General features: G+C 45.5%; 7 protein-coding genes and 2 pseudogenes. All 9 read left to right on the top strand.

Annotated features, from left to right (window positions below; translation table 11 throughout):
- The first annotated feature begins 22 nt into the window (after positions 1-22).
- The 9 genes and pseudogenes from ppsD to NX903_RS09225 all read left to right on the top strand — a co-directional run bounded on the left by ppsD (position 23) and on the right by NX903_RS09225 (position 19,125).
- Positions 23-10,822, top strand: coding sequence for a plipastatin non-ribosomal peptide synthetase PpsD (gene ppsD / locus NX903_RS09265; RefSeq protein ID WP_341109606.1), 10,800 nt, complete (start codon positions 23-25; stop codon positions 10,820-10,822).
- 7 nt (positions 10,823-10,829) lie between these two features.
- Complete coding sequence (gene ppsE / locus NX903_RS09260; RefSeq protein WP_086343902.1) at positions 10,830-14,669, top strand: plipastatin non-ribosomal peptide synthetase PpsE; 3,840 nt, start codon at positions 10,830-10,832, stop codon at positions 14,667-14,669.
- 107 nt (positions 14,670-14,776) lie between these two features.
- Positions 14,777-15,169, top strand: coding sequence for a DUF1360 domain-containing protein (locus tag NX903_RS09255; protein WP_014476970.1), 393 nt, complete (start codon positions 14,777-14,779; stop codon positions 15,167-15,169).
- A gap of 135 nt (positions 15,170-15,304) precedes the next feature.
- Positions 15,305-16,837 (top strand): glycoside hydrolase family 10 protein, encoded by a 1,533-nt coding sequence (locus NX903_RS09250; protein ID WP_086343901.1) that lies wholly within the window; start codon positions 15,305-15,307, stop codon positions 16,835-16,837.
- A gap of 83 nt (positions 16,838-16,920) precedes the next feature.
- Positions 16,921-17,001: pseudogene (locus tag NX903_RS09245) on the top strand (GNAT family N-acetyltransferase); the annotation flags it as partial.
- Positions 17,002-17,305: 304 nt separating this feature from the next.
- Positions 17,306-17,479: a hypothetical protein gene (locus tag NX903_RS09240; RefSeq protein ID WP_250540171.1), complete on the top strand. Its 174-nt coding sequence runs from the start codon at positions 17,306-17,308 to the stop codon at positions 17,477-17,479.
- A 47-nt stretch (positions 17,480-17,526) separates the two neighbouring features.
- Positions 17,527-17,592: pseudogene (locus tag NX903_RS09235) on the top strand (hypothetical protein); the annotation flags it as partial.
- The gene (locus NX903_RS09230) at positions 17,590-17,892 is read left to right on the top strand and encodes a DUF5367 family protein (protein WP_086343900.1); all 303 of its coding nucleotides are present in this window, start codon (positions 17,590-17,592) and stop codon (positions 17,890-17,892) included. The pseudogene NX903_RS09235 and the gene NX903_RS09230, both read left to right, overlap by 3 nt.
- 90 nt (positions 17,893-17,982) lie before the next feature.
- On the top strand, positions 17,983-19,125 hold the full coding sequence (locus NX903_RS09225) for an acyl-CoA dehydrogenase (protein ID WP_024572330.1): 1,143 nt from the start codon (positions 17,983-17,985) through the stop codon (positions 19,123-19,125).
- Positions 19,126-19,167 lie beyond the last annotated feature (42 nt).

Below are 19,167 nucleotides of genomic sequence, written 5' to 3'. Positions count from 1 at the left end.
ATCGTGACAGGGAGACATGAACATGACAAAAGCGAATTCAATTCAGGATATTTATCCGCTGTCTTACATGCAGGAAGGGATGCTTTTCCATTCCCTCCTGCAAAAAGATTCACAGGCGTATGTTGAGCAAGCTTCTTTTACAATAGAAGGAAAAGTCAACCCGCAGTTTTTTCAAAACAGCATCAACGCTCTTGTAGAAAGACATGATATTTTCAGAACGATTTTTATCAGCCAAAATGTTTCCTCTCCTCAGCAGGTTGTTCTGAGACAACGAAATGTCATCGTACTGGAAGAAAACATTACTCATCTAAACGAGGCGGAGCAATCACAGTTTATCGAGCAATGGAAAGAAAAAGACCGGGACCGGGGGTTTCATTTGCAAAAGGATGTGCTCATGCGCATCGCTCTTATTCAAACAGGAGAGAGCCAGTACACTTGCATTTGGACCTTTCATCATATCATGATGGACGGTTGGTGCCTCAGCATTGTGCTAAAGGAGTTTCTGCATATTTACGCATCTTATGTAAATGCATCCCCAATAACATTGGAGCCGGTCCAGCCATACGGAAAGTATATCAAATGGCTGATGGAGCAAGACAAAGAGCAGGCGGTTTCTTATTGGGACCATTATCTTTCCGGCCACGAACAGCAAACCGTGCTCCCGAAGCAGAAAAAAACAAAGGGAAAAAGCAGGCAGGAACACGTTACATTTTCATTCTCTAAGGAAGAAAGCAGCAGGCTTTCAGAGCTTGCTGCTAGAGAAGAAGTGACACTCAGTACGATTTTTCATACCATTTGGGGCATTCTGCTGCAAAAATATAATAATAACGATGACGCCGTATTCGGTTCTGTCATTTCAGGAAGACCCGCAGAAATCGAAGGCATTGAACATATGGTAGGTCTTTTCATTAATACGATGCCGGTTCGGGTGCAGGGGGCAAAAACGCCTTTTCTTCAACTTATAAAAGATATGCAAAAAGACCGTCTTGCCGCTGAAGCGTACAGCTACCATCCTTTATATGAGATTCAATCCCGCTCAGCTGTTAAACAAGGGCTGATTGATCATATTCTCGTATTTGAAAACTATCCGGTGCAGCAAGAGATTCAAATGCTGAACAAACAGGAACATGCTTCTGATCTTTTTCAGATTCATAATTTCACTGTCGCAGATGAAACCAACTACAGCTTTTATCTTATGGTGGCGCCAGGGGAAGAAATTCATATCAAAATGAACTATGATGCGGAGCAGCACGATCGGTCTTTTGTGCTCTCTGTCAAAGAGCATCTTCTGAATGCTGTATCGCAAATCTTAAATAATCCGAATCTTCCACCTGAAGAAATCGATATCACGACAGATACTGAAAAGCGGCAGCTGATTGGAGAAATCACAGATCGAACACCAGTTTACGAAACCATCCATGCCATGTTTGAAAAGCAAGCGGAAAAGACACCAGATGCTCATGCTGTAATTGATCAAGCCTGCTCATTAACATACAGAGAACTGAATAAAGCGGCTAACAGATTGGCACGGCATTTACGAATGAAAGGCGTTGTGAGACAGGAACCCGTTGCGATTATGATGGAACGCTCTGCGGCGTTTATCACCGGCGTTCTTGGAATCTTAAAGGCAGGCGGCGCCATTGTTCCGGTTGATCCGCATTACCCGGCTGACAGAATCCGTTATATTCTGCATGATTGCGGCTGTTCGCATGTTGTTTCACAAGCGCACCTTTCCTCATCGTTAGAAGACAATTACATTATCACTCATCCAGAAGATATCGAAAGCAAAGTAGACGGCAGTAACATAAAGTCAGTCAACAATGCTGACGATCTGCTGTATATGATTTATACATCAGGCACAACAGGTAAACCAAAGGGTGTTCAATTTGAGCATCGAAACATGGCTAACTTGCTGAAGTTCGAATATACTCACTCCGGCATTGACTTTGAAGCAGATGTTCTGCAATTTGCTACACCTTCCTTCGACGTCTGCTATCAAGAAATATTTTCTGCGCTTCTGAAAGGCGGCACACTCCACATCGTGCCAGAAGCCATAAAAAGAGATGTGCCTCAGCTGTTTGCATTTATAAACAAGCATCAGACGAATATTGTGTTTCTCCCAACTGCTTTTATCAAAATGATTTTCAGCGAGCGAGAACTTGCGAACTCGTTTCCTGATGGCGTCAAACACCTGATCGCAGCCGGGGAACAATTAATGATTTCAGACCTTTTCCAAGATGTGTTGCGTGAACGCGGCATACACCTGCACAATCATTACGGACCTTCAGAAACTCATGTGGTATCTACGTATACCATTCATCCTGGAGACCCTATTCCTGAGCTTCCGCCAATCGGTAAACCGATAGGCTGTACTGATCTATATATTTTGAATCATCAAAAACAGCTTCAGCCATGCGGCGTACCAGGCGAACTCTATATTTCCGGCGCAAGTGTTGCCAGAGGATATGTCAATCACGATAAACTGACAAGCGACAAATTTTCATCCGATCCATTCAAGCCTGGTGTGATCATGTACCGGACAGGTGATTTGGCCAGACGGCTTGAAGACGGCAACATCGAATATATCGGACGGGCAGACAATCAAGTGAAAATCAGAGGTTATCGAATTGAGCCGCAAGAAATCGAAGTCACGTTAATGAATCACCCGGACATTAGTGAGGCTGCCATTCTCATCTGGCAAGATCAAAACGGTGAACATGAATTATGCGCTTACTATTGCAGTGTACAAAAGCTGAACGCAATAGATTTACGCAGTTATATGGCTAGTGAGCTCCCAGAATACATGATTCCGGCGAAATGGATATGGGTTGACAGCATACCTCTTACCCCAAATGGAAAAGTAGATCGCGCAGCACTTCCGGGGCCAGATGCTTCAATCAGCGGAAACCCATATACTGCCCCTCGAAATCTGTTAGAGGCAAAGCTTTCACAACTATTTGAAGATGTACTGAATAATGGCCATATAGGCATCCAAGACAACTTTTTTGACCATGGCGGCCACTCGTTAAAAGCAACAGTGCTTATGTCACGGATCGCAAAGGAATTCCATGTGCAAGTTTCGCTTAAGGACATCTTTGCTCATCCGACTGTTGAAGGATTAGCTTCAATCATTCGAGAGGCAGAACAAAATCCGTATGCAGCAATTGAACCAGCAGAAGAAAGGGGTACATATCCTGTATCTTCGGCCCAAAAACGAATGTATGTGCTTCAACAGCTTGATGAGGGTGTCGCCTATAACATGCCTGCGGTCTTAGAACTGGAAGGTGCACTGGATGTCGCCAAACTGTCTGCTGTATGTAAAGAACTGATCAATCGGCATGAGCCGCTTCGAACTTCCTTTGTATCCGGAGCTGATGACGAGCCGGTTCAGCGTATCCACACCGAAGTGCCGTTTACGTTAAGTAAAGAGACCACTATCGAGGGATTTGTCCGTCCCTTTGATCTCAGCCAGGCGCCATTATTTAGAGCAGGCCTTATAGAAGTGTCAAACGAGAAGCATGTATTGCTGGTGGATATGCACCATATCATTTCAGATGGCGTATCCGTTCAGCTCCTAATCCGAGAATTTACCGATCTTTATGCAAACCGGCAGCTTAAGCCATTGCGGATCCAATATAAAGATTACGCCGTATGGCAACAGAAATTTAAAAAGGGAGACTCGTACCAAAAGCAGGAGACTTACTGGCAGCAGCAGTTTAGCGGGGACCTTCCTATACTGGAGCTTCCAACAGATAAACGACGTCCGGCAGAACGGCAATTCATAGGCGGAAAAGTAACCTTTCAATTGGACAAAGAGATCACGGCCCGCATAAAGCGGCTCGCCCATAAAAACAGAAGCACGCTTTATATGACGCTTCTCGCTTTGTATTCAGCCTTTTTGTCTCGGTTAAGCGGTCAGGATGATATCGTGATTGGTTCACCTATCGCCGGGCGGCCCCATGCCGACCTTGAAGCTGTTCTTGGGATGTTCGTCAATACATTGGCTCTCCGCACACGCCCGGCGGGTAATAAGACATTTGAGGAATTTCTAAAAGAAGTCAGACAGACGGCACTAGAAGCGTATGAGCATCAGGATTACCCGTTTGAAGAGCTTGTGGACAAACTCGGTGTGCAGCGGGAAATGAGCCGGAATCCTTTGTTTGACACAACGCTAGTCCTTCAGAATATGGAACAGCAAAAGCTAAAAATGAATGATGTACAGCTTCAGTGGAACGACTTGGAGCACCCAATATCAAAATTTGATATTTCCCTATACGTTACAGAGCATGATTCCGAGCTTTTCTGTCAGTTTGAATACAGTACAGCTTTGTTTGAGAAAGAAACCATCCAAAGGTGGGCCAGCCTTTTCACCACGCTTGTGGAACATACAGCTGCCAGCCCTGAAACAGAATTGGACGATATTCCAATCTTAACAAAAGAAGAAGAGAGAGATTTCATTGAATCATGCCATCCGTATGAGGAGACGGGCTATTCAATGAATCAAACGCTCCACTATGCACTCGAACAGCAGGCAGCAAAAACGCCTGATCAGGCGGCCGTTATCTTCGAAGATGGAGTGATGACCTATAAAGAATTGAACGAACGGGCTAACCGTATCGCCTGGGAGCTAATTGGACGGGGGGTAAAACCCGAAACGACTGTTGCCATTATAGGAAAGCGTTCACCTGAAATGCTGCTTGGCATTTATGGCATTCTTAAAGCTGGCGGCGCTTATCTGCCCATCGACCCGGATTATCCGGAAGAACGAATCAGCTTTCTGCTGGAGGACAGCGGTACAAACATTCTCCTGCTTCAGTCTGCCAGCCTTCATATTCCGGCATTTACAGGAGAGATTGTCTATCTCAATCAGACAAATAGCGGACTGGCACATCGTTTGTCCAATCCGAATGTGAACGTTCTCCCGCAATCTTTAGCCTATGTCATCTATACATCCGGCTCTACCGGGATGCCTAAGGGTGTTGAAATTGAACATCGATCAGCGGTGAATTTTTTGAATTCCCTACAGTCCCGCTATCAGCTAAAGCATTCAGACATGATTATGCACAAAACATCCTATTCATTCGATGCTTCAATATGGGAGCTGTTTTGGTGGCCTTATGCCGGAGCTTCTGTTTATCTGCTTCCTCAGGGAGGCGAAAAAGAACCTGAAGTGATCGTGAAGGCCATAGAAGAACAAAAGATCACAGCTATGCATTTTGTGCCTTCAATGCTCCATGCATTTTTAGAACATATAAAATATCGCTCTGTACCGATTAAGACAAACAGACTCAAGCGAGTGTTTTCTGGGGGAGAACAGCTGGGGACCCATCTTGTCTCCCGATTTTACGAGTTGCTTCCAAATGTTTCAATAACCAATTCCTATGGGCCAACGGAAGCAACCGTAGAAGCTGCATTCTTTGATTGTCCGCCACATGAAAAACTTGAACGGATTCCAATTGGAAAACCTGTTCATCATGTCAGATTATATATCCTGAATCAGAATCAGCGGATGCTGCCTGTTGGATGTATCGGCGAACTATACATTGCCGGAGCGGGTGTTGCCAGAGGTTATTTGAATCGGCCGGCATTAACGGAGGAGTGTTTTCTTGAAGACCCGTTTTACCCGGGGGAACGCATGTACAAAACCGGCGATGTGGCGCGCTGGCTCCCTGACGGGAATGTTGAATTTCTCGGGCGTACGGATGATCAGGTGAAAATCCGCGGCTACCGGATTGAACCGGGAGAAATTGAAGCGGCACTAAGAAGCATAAAAGGCGTAAGGGAGGCGGCCGTTACCGTACGGACAGACAGCGGCGAGCCGGAATTATGCGCTTATGTAGAAGGGCTCCAAAGAAACGAAATCCGAGCGCAGCTTGAGAGACTGTTGCCGGGCTACATGGTCCCAGCCTATATGATAGAGATGGAACAGTGGCCGGTTACGCCAAGCGGAAAGCTCGACCGAAACGCCCTGCCAGCTCCTGGCGGAGCGGCAGATGCGGAGACCTACACAGCGCCGAGAAACGTGACTGAGATGAAGCTTTCTCAGCTGTGGGAGGACGTGCTGAAAAATGGCCCTGTCGGGATTCACGACAACTTTTTTGACCGCGGGGGACATTCCTTAAAAGCAACGGCGCTTGTCTCACGGATCTCAAAAGAATTCGATGTACAGGTGCCGCTAAAAGAGGTGTTTGCCCATCCGACAGTAGAAGGGCTGGCTACCGTTATCCGTGAAGGAACGGACAGTCCATATGAAGCGATTAAGCCCGCTGAAAAACAGGAAACCTATCCGGTTTCCTCTGCCCAAAAGCGGATTTATGTCCTTCAGCAGCTGGAGGACGGAGGGACAGGCTACAATATGCCGGCTGTGTTAGAGCTCGAAGGGAAGCTCAACCCTGAAAGGATGGACAGAGCTTTCAAAGAGCTGATCAAGCGCCATGAGTCGCTTCGGACCTCCTTCGAACAGGACGCAGGAGGCGATCCGGTGCAGCGCATCCATGACGAGGCGCCGTTTACGCTACAGACTACAGTTCTCGGCGCACGAACCGAACAGGAGGCCACAGCCGCATTTATCAAACCGTTTGATCTCAGCCAAGCGCCGCTGTTCCGTGCCCAAATCGTAAAGGTATCAGATGAGCGGCACCTGTTGCTGGTTGATATGCATCACATCATTTCAGACGGTGTTTCCGTCAACATTCTGATTCGGGAATTCGGCGAGCTGTACAATAATCGGAATCTTCCTGCGCTGCGCATTCAATATAAAGACTACGCCGTATGGCAAGAAGAATTCAAAACAGGAGACGCGTACAAAACGCAGGAGACGTACTGGCTGAAGCAGCTCGAGGGCGAGCTGCCTGTGCTGGATCTTCCGGCTGATCATGCCCGCCCACCGGTGCGAAGCTTCGCGGGTGACAAGGTCTCATTTACGCTGGAACCAGAGGTTGCATCAGGCCTTCACAAGCTGGCACGAGAAAACGGAAGCACACTGTACATGGTGCTCCTTGCGGCTTACACCGCGTTCTTGTCACGCTTAAGCGGACAGGAAGATATCATCGTCGGCTCGCCAATTGCCGGCCGGCCGCACAAGGATCTTGAGCCGATACTCGGCATGTTTGTGAACACGCTGGCGCTTCGGACGCGCCCGGAGGGCGGGAAGCCATTCGTACAGTATTTGCAGGAAGTGCGTGAGACAGCATTGGAAGCCTTTGAGCATCAGGATTACCCGTTCGAAGAACTTGTCGATAAGCTTGAATTGACACGGGATATGAGCCGAAATCCAGTGTTTGATGCGATGTTAGTTGTTCAAAATAATGATTACGAGCCATTGCATCTTCATGATTTGCAAATGAAGCCGGCACAAGTTTCTCATCTCGTTTCTAAATTCGATTTGACACTACAGGCATCTGAGGGCGACGGAAACATTCATTTCCTTTTTGAATATTCAACCGCATTGTTCGAGAAAACCACCATTGAACGCTGGGCATCGCATTTAACAAATGTACTTAGCATCATCGGTAAAAACCCGGAGGTGACACTTAACCAGATCGACATCCTGACCCAAGAAGAGCGGCACCAGCTGCTTAATGAGTTTAACACCGGGCAAGCGAATCAATACGGAGTTCAAACAATCAGTCAATTGTTTGAGCAGCAAGCTGCACGAACACCAAAAGCTTCTGCACTTGTCAGCGAAGACAAAACACTGACGTATCAAGAGTTGGACGAGTGGTCCAATGGAATCGCACGTGCATTGCGCAGCCGAGGTGTTAAGCCGGACACACCAGTAGGCATCATGATGCATCGTTCGTTCAGTATGATAGCATCCATACTTGGTGTGTGGAAAGCCGGAGGCTGTTACGTTCCCATTGATCCTGAATACCCGACAGAACGGAAACGCTATATCCTCAGCGACAGCGGAACGAAACTGCTGATGACAATAAATGAAGCGGATCGGGGAGTAATTGCTGACTTTGAAGGAGAGATCTTGACGATAGAAAGCGTAGAGGAAGACGACAAATCGCCGCTGCCGCAAATGTCGTCTGCCCATCATTTGGCTTATATCATTTATACTTCTGGAACGACGGGCCGTCCAAAAGGGGTAATGGTCGAGCATAAAGGTATTGCCAACACTCTTCAGTGGCGGAGAAACGCTTATGCATTCAACGAGACAGATACCATTCTGCAGCTCTTTTCTTTCTCATTTGACGGCTTTATAACTAGTATGTTTACACCGCTTTTGTCAGGTGCAAAAGCCGTTTTGCTTCATGAAGAGGAAGCGAAGGATATTCTGACCATTAAGCATCAGCTGTCTCGTCAACGGATTACACATATGATTATTGTGCCTGTTTTATATCGAGCGCTTTTGGACGTAGTGCAGCCGGAAGATGTAAAGACGCTTAGAGTCGTCACACTGGCGGGAGAAGCGGCTGACCGCGAATTGATCGACCTCAGCTTAGCTATATGTCCGCATACCGAACTCGCCAACGAATATGGACCGACAGAAAACAGCGTGGCGACTACCGTCATGAGACATATGGAAAAGCAGGCATACGTAAGCATCGGCCAGCCGATTGACGGGACTCAAGTGCTGATTTTAAATAGCAATCATCAGCTTCAGCCAATCGGTGTTGCGGGAGAGCTTTGTATAGCAGGAACAGGGCTTGCAAGAGGGTACGTCAATCTTCCAGAACTGACAGAGAGAGCATTCACGCAGAATCCATTTAAACCCGAAGCACGAATGTATCGAACAGGAGACGCCGCCAGATGGATGGCCGACGGTACACTCGAATATCTCGGAAGAATCGATGATCAAGTCAAAATCAGAGGATACCGTGTAGAAACGAAAGAAATTGAATCGGTCATCCGATGTATAAATGGTGTAAAAGACGCCGCAGTAGTTGCTCATGTAACAGCGTCAGGACAAACCGAATTAAGTGCTTATGTGGTGACAAAACCAGAGTTGAGCACAAATGCTGTACGTTCAGAATTACAAAACAAGCTGCCGGTGTTTATGCACCCTGCGTTTATTGAAAAACTGGACTCACTTCCATTGTCACCAAACGGCAAGCTGGATCGCGGAGCACTTCCAAGACCTGTACACAATCGCGAAGGTGAACGTCCATTCCTCCCGCCAGCCAGCAAAATGGAACAAATACTGGCGGATATATGGAAGGATGTACTGGGTGCAGAAAAAATCGGAACAGCTGATTCGTTCTTTGAGCTTGGAGGAGATTCGATCAAAGCGTTACAGGTATCTGCGCGGCTTCACCGGATAGGCAAGCAAATGGCAGTGAAAGATTTGTTTAGCCATCCGACCATTCAAGAATTGGCAGCTTATATCCGAGATTCAGATACAAGTTCCAGCCAAGCTGCGGTTGAGGGAGACGTACAATGGTCGCCTGTTCAAAAATGGTTTCTTTCTCAAGATATAAAAGAAAAACACCATTTTAATCAGTCCGTAATGCTGCATCGAAGCACCTCTGTACAAGAAGACGCACTGCGAAAAACGTTAAAAGCAATAACGTGTCATCATGATGCGCTGCGAATGGTGTTTACACAGAATGAACAAGGAAAGTGGGCTCAATATAATCGGCCGCTCAGTCATTCGGACGACGCGTTGTACGGCCTTCAGATGATTGATTTATGCACTGATGGAAATAGAGCGTATGAGCCTATTATCAAACGCCATGTACTTGATATTCAGCAGAAAATGGATTTGAAGAATGGTCCGCTGCTGCAAGCCGGTCTTTTCCACACAATTGACGGTGATTTCTTATTTTTATCTGCTCATCACCTCGTCGTTGACGGCATCTCATGGCGGGTTCTGCTTGAAGATTTGGCTTTAGGGTATCGCCAAGCTGCTGGCGGGGAGGATATCAAACTGCCGCCTAAAACAAGCTCGTTTAAAGCGTATGCGAAAAAGCTCTCTGACTACGCTGAAAGCCAGCAGCTAATGAAACAGCTCAAGTATTGGCGCGAAGCCGAAGAGTATCAAACAAAGGCATTGCCTTTTGATCAAATCGATGGAACTAGAGCACACGAGGGACAACGGTCCACAATTTCGTTTACCTTAAACGATAAAGAGACAGCAGCACTCTTAAAAGACGCCAACAACGCATACAACACTGATACGCAGGACATGCTGCTCGCTTCTGTCATTCTTGCGCTGCGCCATTGGACCAATCAATCCGCCTTCAAACTATCATTAGAGGGCCACGGGCGAGAGGATGTATTAGAAGGAATAGATGTGAGCCGGACGATTGGATGGTTTACCGCCATTTATCCGTTATTGATTAAACTGAACGCAGACTTGCCAGATTCGGAAGAAGGCATGGTTCATGTGCTAAAAACAACAAAAGATACACTGAGACGTGTACCTGACAAAGGATTCGGCTACGGTGTCATCAAATATTTGACTCCGCCTGGCAAAAAAGACATCGATTTCACAGGTGCACCAGAAATCAGCTTTAATTATCTTGGTCAATTTGAAAGCGGCCGCACAGCTGAAGTACCTGAGGAGGACACCTTCTCATTCTCTCCGCTGGGTGCCGGAGGTGATATCAGCACAACATGGAACCGTGAACAGTCGCTGGATATCAGCGCAATCGCTGCAGAAGGAAAATTGACTGTCAATATGACTTATGACAATGCCCGCTTTCAGCGCAAAACCATCGAACAGCTTAGCGAAACATGCCGTCAATTTTTATTACAACTGATCGAACACTGCCAGAACAAAAGCGAAACAGAAAAGACGATCAGTGATTATGATGATCAAGAACTGACCGAGGACGCGCTGCAAGAGATCGCTGATATGCTCAGTTTTCACTAATGAATCCGTGAAGAAAGGTGCAGACACTATGGATAACATTAAAAAAATCAAGAACATTTATCCTCTGAGTCACATGCAGGAGGGGATGCTGTTTCATTCCTTCCTCCGTAAAGAGGAGGGGGCTTACGTTGAGCAGTCGCTCTTCACCATTAAAGGAAGCCTCAGCTATGAATGGTTTCAGCGCAGCATTCAAGCCATTATCGACCGCCATGATATTTTCAGAACTGTGTTTTTGCCGCACGTCCCGCATTTGTCGGGACCTCGGCAAGTCGTGATGACAGAACGTGAATTCCATTTGTACAGCGAAGACATTTCTCATCTGCCAACAAACGACCAGAATGAGTATATTGAACGCTTTAAGGAGAAGGACAAGCAAAAAGGCTTTGATCTGCAAAAAGACATGCTGATGCGGATTTCTCTATTCAAAACAGCTAAAGATGAGCATGTCTGTATCTGGAGTCACCATCATATTTTAATGGACGGATGGTGCCTAGGTATTGTTATGCAGGAATTTATGCAAATTTATCAATCGATTCATGCAGGAAAGCCGCTTTCATTAGACCCTGTCCGTCCGTACAGCACCTATATTTCCTGGCTGACAAACCGAGACAAAGAAAAAGCAGCGGCCTACTGGGATACCTATTTAAAAAACTACAGCACTCCATCACCTCTGCCTCGTGTGTCTGATAAAGAAACAAAAGAAGGTTATCACCGTGAAGATTTGATATTTTCATTAAATAAACCACTGACAGACAAGCTCAAAGAGACTGCCAAACAACATGGCGTCACGCTCGCTACCCTTATTCAGACGGTCTGGGGTGTGATGCTGCAGCAATATAACCGCACAGACGACGTTGTGTTTGGCGCAGTTGTATCAGGAAGACCGTCAGAAATCCCGGGCGTGGAGCAAATGATAGGGTTGTTTATCAATACCATACCGATTCGAATTAAAACACATCAAGACGAAACGTTTCACGAGCTGCTCATACGCTGCCAGAAAGAAATGCTGGAAGCTGAGCCGTTTATCTGCCAACCTTTATTTGATATTCAGGCAAACACCGCATTAAAACAGGAACTGATTGATCACATTATCGTCTTTGAAAACTATCCGTTACAGCAGAAAATCGCCGATTCCGCTGATCAAACCGATTCACCGCTGCAAATCGATCAAGTTCAAGTATCCGAGCAATCAGGATATAATTTTAATCTTGTCGTTGCTCCCGGTGAAGAGCTTGTCATCAAGTTCAGCTATAATGCGTTTGTTTACGATGCTGCCTGGATCAGCTGTATCAAGAGGCAATTTACGCAAGCGCTTAGCACAGCGGCACAGCACCCTCATATGCCAATTGCTGATTTTTCTTTTCTTGATGCAACAGAAAAAGAGCAGATTGTCACACAGTTCAACAATACAAAAACGGAGTATCCAAAGAATCATACAATTATGGATTTATTTCGCGAACAAGCAGAAAAGACGCCAGACCATACCGCACTTGTGTATGGCAATATGTCTATTTCGTATAAAGAGCTTGATAAACACTCTAATGCGCTCGCCAGAGAGTTAATTCAAAAGGGATTTCGGATAAACGAGACAGCCGGAATATTGGCTGCACATTCTCCCGAATTCATGATCAGTGTGCTTGCCGTATTAAAAGCAGGGGGAGCATACCTCCCGCTTGATGCGGAGCTTCCGCCTGAACGAGTCAGCTTTATGCTTGAGGAAACGCAAGCAAAAATGCTGATTGTTCAAAAGGGATTGGAGCAAAATGCTGCGTTCTCAGGAACATGTATGATTGCAGATGCGCAGGCATTGATGGAAGAGAATCATTTTCCTATCAACAGCAGCTCCAGTCCAGATGATCTTGCATATATCATGTATACCTCAGGATCAACAGGCCGGCCGAAAGGGGTCATGATCACGAATCGCAATGTCGTGTCCCTTGTCAGCAACAGCAATTACACGTCTGCGTCCGGTGATGACCGGTTTATTCTTACTGGATCTATCAGCTTTGACGCCGTCACCTTTGAAATGTTCGGGGCACTTTTAAATGGCGCAAGCCTTCATATCATTGATAAATCGACAATGCTGTCACCTGATCGGTTTGGAGCGTATTTGCTTGAAAATGACATCACAGTGCTATTTTTAACGACGGCTCTTTTTAATCAGCTGGCACAGGTACGAGCTGACATGTTTCGCGGACTCCATACGTTATATGTCGGAGGAGAAGCACTCTCTCCTGCCCTGATGAATGCCGTCAGGCACGCCTGTCCAGATCTCGCGCTTCATAATATTTACGGGCCTACGGAAAACACGACTTTTTCAACCTTTTTTGAAATGAAGAGAGACTATGCGGGGCCGATTCCGATTGGAAAACCAATCAGCAATAGCACCGCTTACATCTTAGATACAAAAGGACGTCTTTTGCCAATAGGCGTTCCCGGCGAGCTTTGTGTTGGCGGTGATGGTGTCGCTAAAGGCTATTTGAACAGAGATGACCTGACAAATGCTGTTTTTTCTCCTCATCCTTTCTTGCCTGGTGAAAGAATATACCGTACCGGTGATTTGGCGCGCTGGCTGCCTGATGGAAACTTAGAATACATCAGCAGAATTGACAGGCAAATGAAAATCCGCGGAAAACGAATTGAGCCTGCCGAAATAGAAGCGCGCCTGTTAGAAATGGAAGGCGTTCAAGAAGCAGCAGTGACATTGAGAGAAAAAGATGGAGAGGCGCAGCTGTACACTCATTACGTCGGCGATCACAAAAAAACAGATACGGATTTTCGCGCCGATTTGGCGCGTGTGCTTCCAGACTATATGATCCCGCAGCACTGGGTGCGTGTGGAGCGGATGCCGCTTACCGGAAACGGAAAAATAGACCGCAGCGCGCTGCCTATTCCAGAAAATAAGTCTGCCAAACGACAGGACATCATATTGCCAAGAAACTTGGTTGAAGAAGAATTGGCGAACATTTGGAAGCAAGTCCTCGGTGTTAACACAATCAGTATTGATGATGACTTCTTTGCTATTGGCGGACATTCACTAAAAGCACTGCAAGTCATACATACACTAAAACATCAGCAGAACATTGACATACCGATTGATTTCTTGTTCGAACATCCGACAATCGCTCAGCTTGCCGAAAAACTTTATTCTAAACAGCTGAGAGCGACAGATGAACAGCATGTGATCAAACTGAACCAGCACGGCGCGCAAAATCTTTTCTGCTTCCCGCCGATATCTGGATTTGGCATTTATTTTAAAGATCTTGCTTTATTGCTGAATGAGAAGGCAGCCGTATACGGGTTTCACTTTATTGAACAAGACACCCGCATTGAACAATATGTTAATTGCATGACGGACATACAGCCTGAGGGCCCATACGTTTTATTAGGCTACTCTGCAGGCGGAAACCTGGCTTTTGAAGTGGCACAGGCTATGGAGCGCAAAGGATTGGAAGTCAGCGATTTCATTATCGTGGACGCTTATCTAAAAGAACAGCCTTTGCCTATCGATACCGGAAATGACGAATCTGCAGCATATCTGCCTGAAGCAGTCAGAGAAAAGGTGATGAAGAAAAAAAGAAACTATCAGGCATATTGGGCACAATTGCTGAATGAAGGGCACATCAAAGCAAGCATTCATTTCATCGAAGCTGGAATCCACCCCGAAACCAGCGGGCATACAAGCTTAACGAAATGGGAAGGCACCTGTGGAAACTATAGTGAGTACACGGGTTTTGGCGCTCATAAAGACATGCTGGAAGGAACATATGCTGAAAAGAATGCTGACATCATCCTAGACATTTTAGAAAAGATCACTTCAAATAAAGCAATCCCGCACAAACAATAGAGCGGATTCGCGGACAGAGGCATTCTCTGTCCGCTTCTTTTTGTATCAAAGAATGGATCGATGACACTAGGGAATGATAACATCATCCTTTTTCTTGGAGGCTTGTCATGGATCATTTATCTTTTCTTACGTTTATCATGCTGATTCTAGCCAGTTACAGGCTGACACATTTGATTGTATTCGACAAAATCACAGAATTTATCCGAAAACCTTTTATGAAAAAGAAAAGGATTGTTGATCAAAACGGGCATGTAGATGAAAAAAGCGTGCCGGCTTCTAACTTTGGATACATGCTCAATTGCTACTGGTGTGCCGGTGTTTGGTGTGCCATCTTGATCGGACTTGGCTATCTTTTTTTGCCTCGTATTGCAATACCGCTGATCTTTATTTTAGCCATTGCCGGAGCACAAGCGATCCTTGAAACGGCTGTCGGTGTCGGCGTAAAACTTATTGATGTGTTAAAAAGTCTGCAAACCATGATGAATGATAAAAAGTCCTAAAAGCGGTTCACAACATGCTTTAGGACTTTTTTCGTTTATTTAGTGAGATAGACATTCTGTTAATCACCCTTTTAAAGCCCGGGAATACCGTAATAGCGAATAGTGAAAGTGATGTAATGGGGGAGAAGAAACAGAATGAAGGTTTGCCAAAAGTCGATTGTCCGTTTCCTTGTCAGCTTGATCATCGGAACGTTTGTCATTTCCGTTCCGTTTATGGCCAATGCGCAGTCTGACAGGGAGCTGAGAGCCGTATGGATTGCTTCCGTATTAAATATTGATTGGCCGTCCAAAAAAGGGTTATCTGTGAAAGAGCAAAAACAGGAGTATATCAAACTGCTGAACGATGTGCAAAAAATGGGAATGAATGCCGTTATCGTTCAGATTAAACCGACGGCTGATGCCTTTTATCCGTCAGCTTACGGGCCTTGGTCAGAATACTTAACCGGTGTCCAAGGGAAGGACCCGGGCTATGATCCTCTTGCATTTATAATTGAAGAAACCCATAAACGAAATTTGGAATTTCACGCGTGGTTTAATCCTTACCGTATTACAATGAATCATACAGATCTTAATAAATTGTCTGAGGATCACCCGGCAAGAAAACATCCAGATTGGGTTGCCGCCTACGGAAACCAGCTGTATTATCATCCAGGCATTCCAGAAGCGAGAGATTTTATCGTCAAAGGCATTGAAGAAGTCGTAAAACATTATGATATCGATGCTGTTCATATGGATGATTATTTTTACCCTTATAAAATAGCGGGACAGGAATTTCCTGATCAAGCACAGTATGAACAATACGGAAAAGACGCTTTTTCTAATATCGATGACTGGCGGCGGGACAATGTGAACCAGCTTGTCAAACAAATCAACCAAACAATTAAAGCTGCAAAACCGTATGTCAAATTCGGCATCAGTCCCTTTGGAGTATGGAGAAACGCCGCAGATGACCCGACCGGATCGAATACAAAAGCAGGCGTCAGAAATTATGACGATCTATATGCAGACACAAGGCATTGGATCCAAGAAGGCGACATCGATTATATTGCTCCGCAAATTTATTGGAGTATCGGCTTTAACGCAGCGGCTTACGACGTGCTGGCTGATTGGTGGAGCAATGAAGTCAAAAATAGGCCTGTTCACTTATATATTGGCCAGGCAGCATATAAAATCAATAACAATTTTGATCCGCCTTGGTCCGATCCTGAGGAATATGTGCGGCAAATCACTTTGAACTACCAGCTTGAACTGGTGAAAGGAAGCATGCATTTCAGCCTCAAGGACCTCAACAAAAATCCGCTTGGCATCAAAGACAGGCTCAGCACCGATCTTTACAGCAAGCCGGCACTGGTTCCGCAAATGCCTTGGCTTGACAATACCGCCCCAAAAAAACCGAAGCTTACGAAAGTCACCGAAGACAAAAACGGCAATCTTCTGCAGATTAAAGATCACCCATCAAATCAAAAAACGAAAGAAACAGCCTATTATGCGATATACAGAGCCGAAGGGAAAAAGCAGAGAACATTGCTGGCAACGCAAAGAAAAACACATGAGCAGCAAACCTTCTTAGATAACACGGCAGATCCCAACAAGAAATATACGTATTATGTCACTTCAGCAGACCGGCTTCATAACGAAAGCAAGGCTTCCAAACGAACAACAAAATAAGAAATGAGAAGGACGGCTTTCTAAGTCGTCTTTTTTTAAAAGTGATTTTGGAGACAGGAAACGATAGTAAGCCGCTGTAGGCGGTGTTTGGACATTTTCCATTATTGGAATCTGAGAAACTAGTACTAAGTAAAATCGAAGAGAAACACGTACAGGACGTGTTTCTCTTCGATATATGATAATCGCAAAGTATTCGATTACTGCCGGATCATCCCAAAACATAACATAAAGACAGTACATAAAATGATTGGCGTCATCGGGCAATATTGGTCTGGCAAGGGCGTTGTCGATTTAGTAATCTACGGCATTCTTGACCATTCCATATTATTGTAATTACAAGAGTTATAGTTATTGAACTAACTAATTTAGAAGCTGACCGTTACAGGATTTCAAAATGAACGGATCAAAGAGCAGCTAAGTCATCTGTTACAATCCGAAAATCAATATCTGACAGAAGAGCTCACTCGATTGTGGGGCACATCTCCAATTGACGGCGTTTCCTTAACAACATGGGGAATCATGCTGAATGCTTTAATTGACGGGCTTGCCATCCAGTCTCTCGTCACTGATGATTTTACAACGGAAGATGTCTACCAGGAGCTTGAATGGATGCTGGTGAAGCTGACTGAAAACATGATGTAACACGAAAGGAGATCGAACATGTTTACTCATCAATTGAGACTTGTCCTTACGTTTTCATTTCTAGTCTGGTTAGGTGCCACATTATTTTTTGTGCTGTTCGGAGATGCTGTTTGACTGATCCGGCTGAAGAAGCCTTTTTGCCGAACTTTCTTCTCTTGGGAGCGGGCACCGCTCTTGTTTTATGCTTTGTGTTCTTTCTCTATCAAAAACTCGATCAATCACAGTTCGCGGTGATCAAGCTAGGTATATGGGGATCAGCGGTCGGTTTATTGATGGATACGATTTCCCTTTGGAATCATCCCCTCATATTCCCGGCTTTATCAAAGGGCCAAGTTATTGCGTTTGCGATATGGATGGTATGCGCCTACTGCATGTATTTGCTCATTCCGCTGAAATTATCACATAAAAAATGATTCAGTTTTAATTTTCAGACTTTTCTTGTCAGGGAATGATTATAGAACTCGCCTAATAGGATGTTACAAAGATGTGAAGGAGGAAACGATGTGAATTTTGAGCTGACAAAAGAACAACAAATGGTGCGTGAAATGGTAAAAGATTTTGCGAAAAAAGAAATTGCTCCTCACGCTGAACATGTAGATCAAACAGGCGAGTTCCCGATGCAAACATTTAAAAAAATGGGTGAACTCGGTCTGATGGGTATTCCATTTCCAGAAGAATACGGCGGATCTGGCGGTGATACGATTTCATATGCTTTAGCGGTTGAAGAAGTCGGCAAAGCCTGCGGCAGTACTGGATTAAGCTATGCTGCAGCGGTCTCGCTAGGCGCAAGCCCTCTATACTACTTCGGAACAGAAGAGCAAAAACGGACGCATTTGACGCCGCTGGCTTCAGGCACAGCACTCGGATCATTCGGCCTGACGGAGCCAAATGCCGGCTCAGATGCAGGAGGCACTCAAACAAAAGCGATTTCAAATGGTGACGAATATGTAATCAACGGCGAAAAGTGCTGGATCACTAATGCAAGCTACGCACGCACAGTTATTGTGACTGCAGTAACAGGCAAAAACAAAGATGGAAAAAACATCATCTCCGCATTAATCGTGCCAACTGACACACCAGGACTTACGATTACGAGCCCGTACGATAAAATGGGCGTCCGCGGTTCGAATACAGCGGAAATTTTGCTTGAGGATGTAAGAGTGCCTGCGGCCAACTTACTCGGCGATCCAACAAAAGGGTTTAAACAGTTTCTATATACGCTGGACGGTGGTCGAATCTCCATCGCTGCTCTTGCAGTCGGCATTGCTCAAGCGGCCCTTGACGCATCATTGGCATATGCGAAAGAACGAAAGCAGTTTGGACAGCCGATTTCTTCCTTTCAAGCGATTCAATTTAAGCTTGCTGACATGGCGATGGAAATTGATCTGGCACGGCAAATGGTGTTAAAAGCCGCCTGGCTGAAAGACCATAACCGCCCGTTCACCAAAGAAGCGGCGTACGCCAAGTTATTCGCATCTGAAATGGCGACAAGAGCTTGCAATCAAGCCATTCAAATCCATGGAGGTTCAGGCTATATGAAAGAGTATGGGGTGGAACGGATGCTGCGGGACGCAAAATTAATGGAAATCGGTGAAGGCACATCTGAAATTCAGCGTCTCGTGATCGCCAGACAGCTTTTAAAATAAAAATGTAAACGCTTTCCCATCATTAAGAAAGGAGGAACAAGC

Source organism: Bacillus sp. FSL R5-0576 (assembly GCF_038004765.1).
GTDB lineage: Bacteria > Bacillota > Bacilli > Bacillales > Bacillaceae > Bacillus > Bacillus subtilis.
Note: the sequence above shows the minus strand (reverse complement) of the source record. Positions and strands in the feature narration are given on the sequence as shown.

Excerpts from the sequence above, each read along its gene's own strand:
- ppsD (WP_341109606.1), top strand. The coding sequence starts at position 23 with ATGACAAAAGCGAATTCAATTCAGGATATTTATCCGCTGTCTTACATG.
- NX903_RS09255 (WP_014476970.1), top strand. The coding sequence starts at position 14,777 with ATGGATCATTTATCTTTTCTTACGTTTATCATGCTGATTCTAGCCAGT.
- NX903_RS09250 (WP_086343901.1), top strand. The coding sequence starts at position 15,305 with ATGAAGGTTTGCCAAAAGTCGATTGTCCGTTTCCTTGTCAGCTTGATC.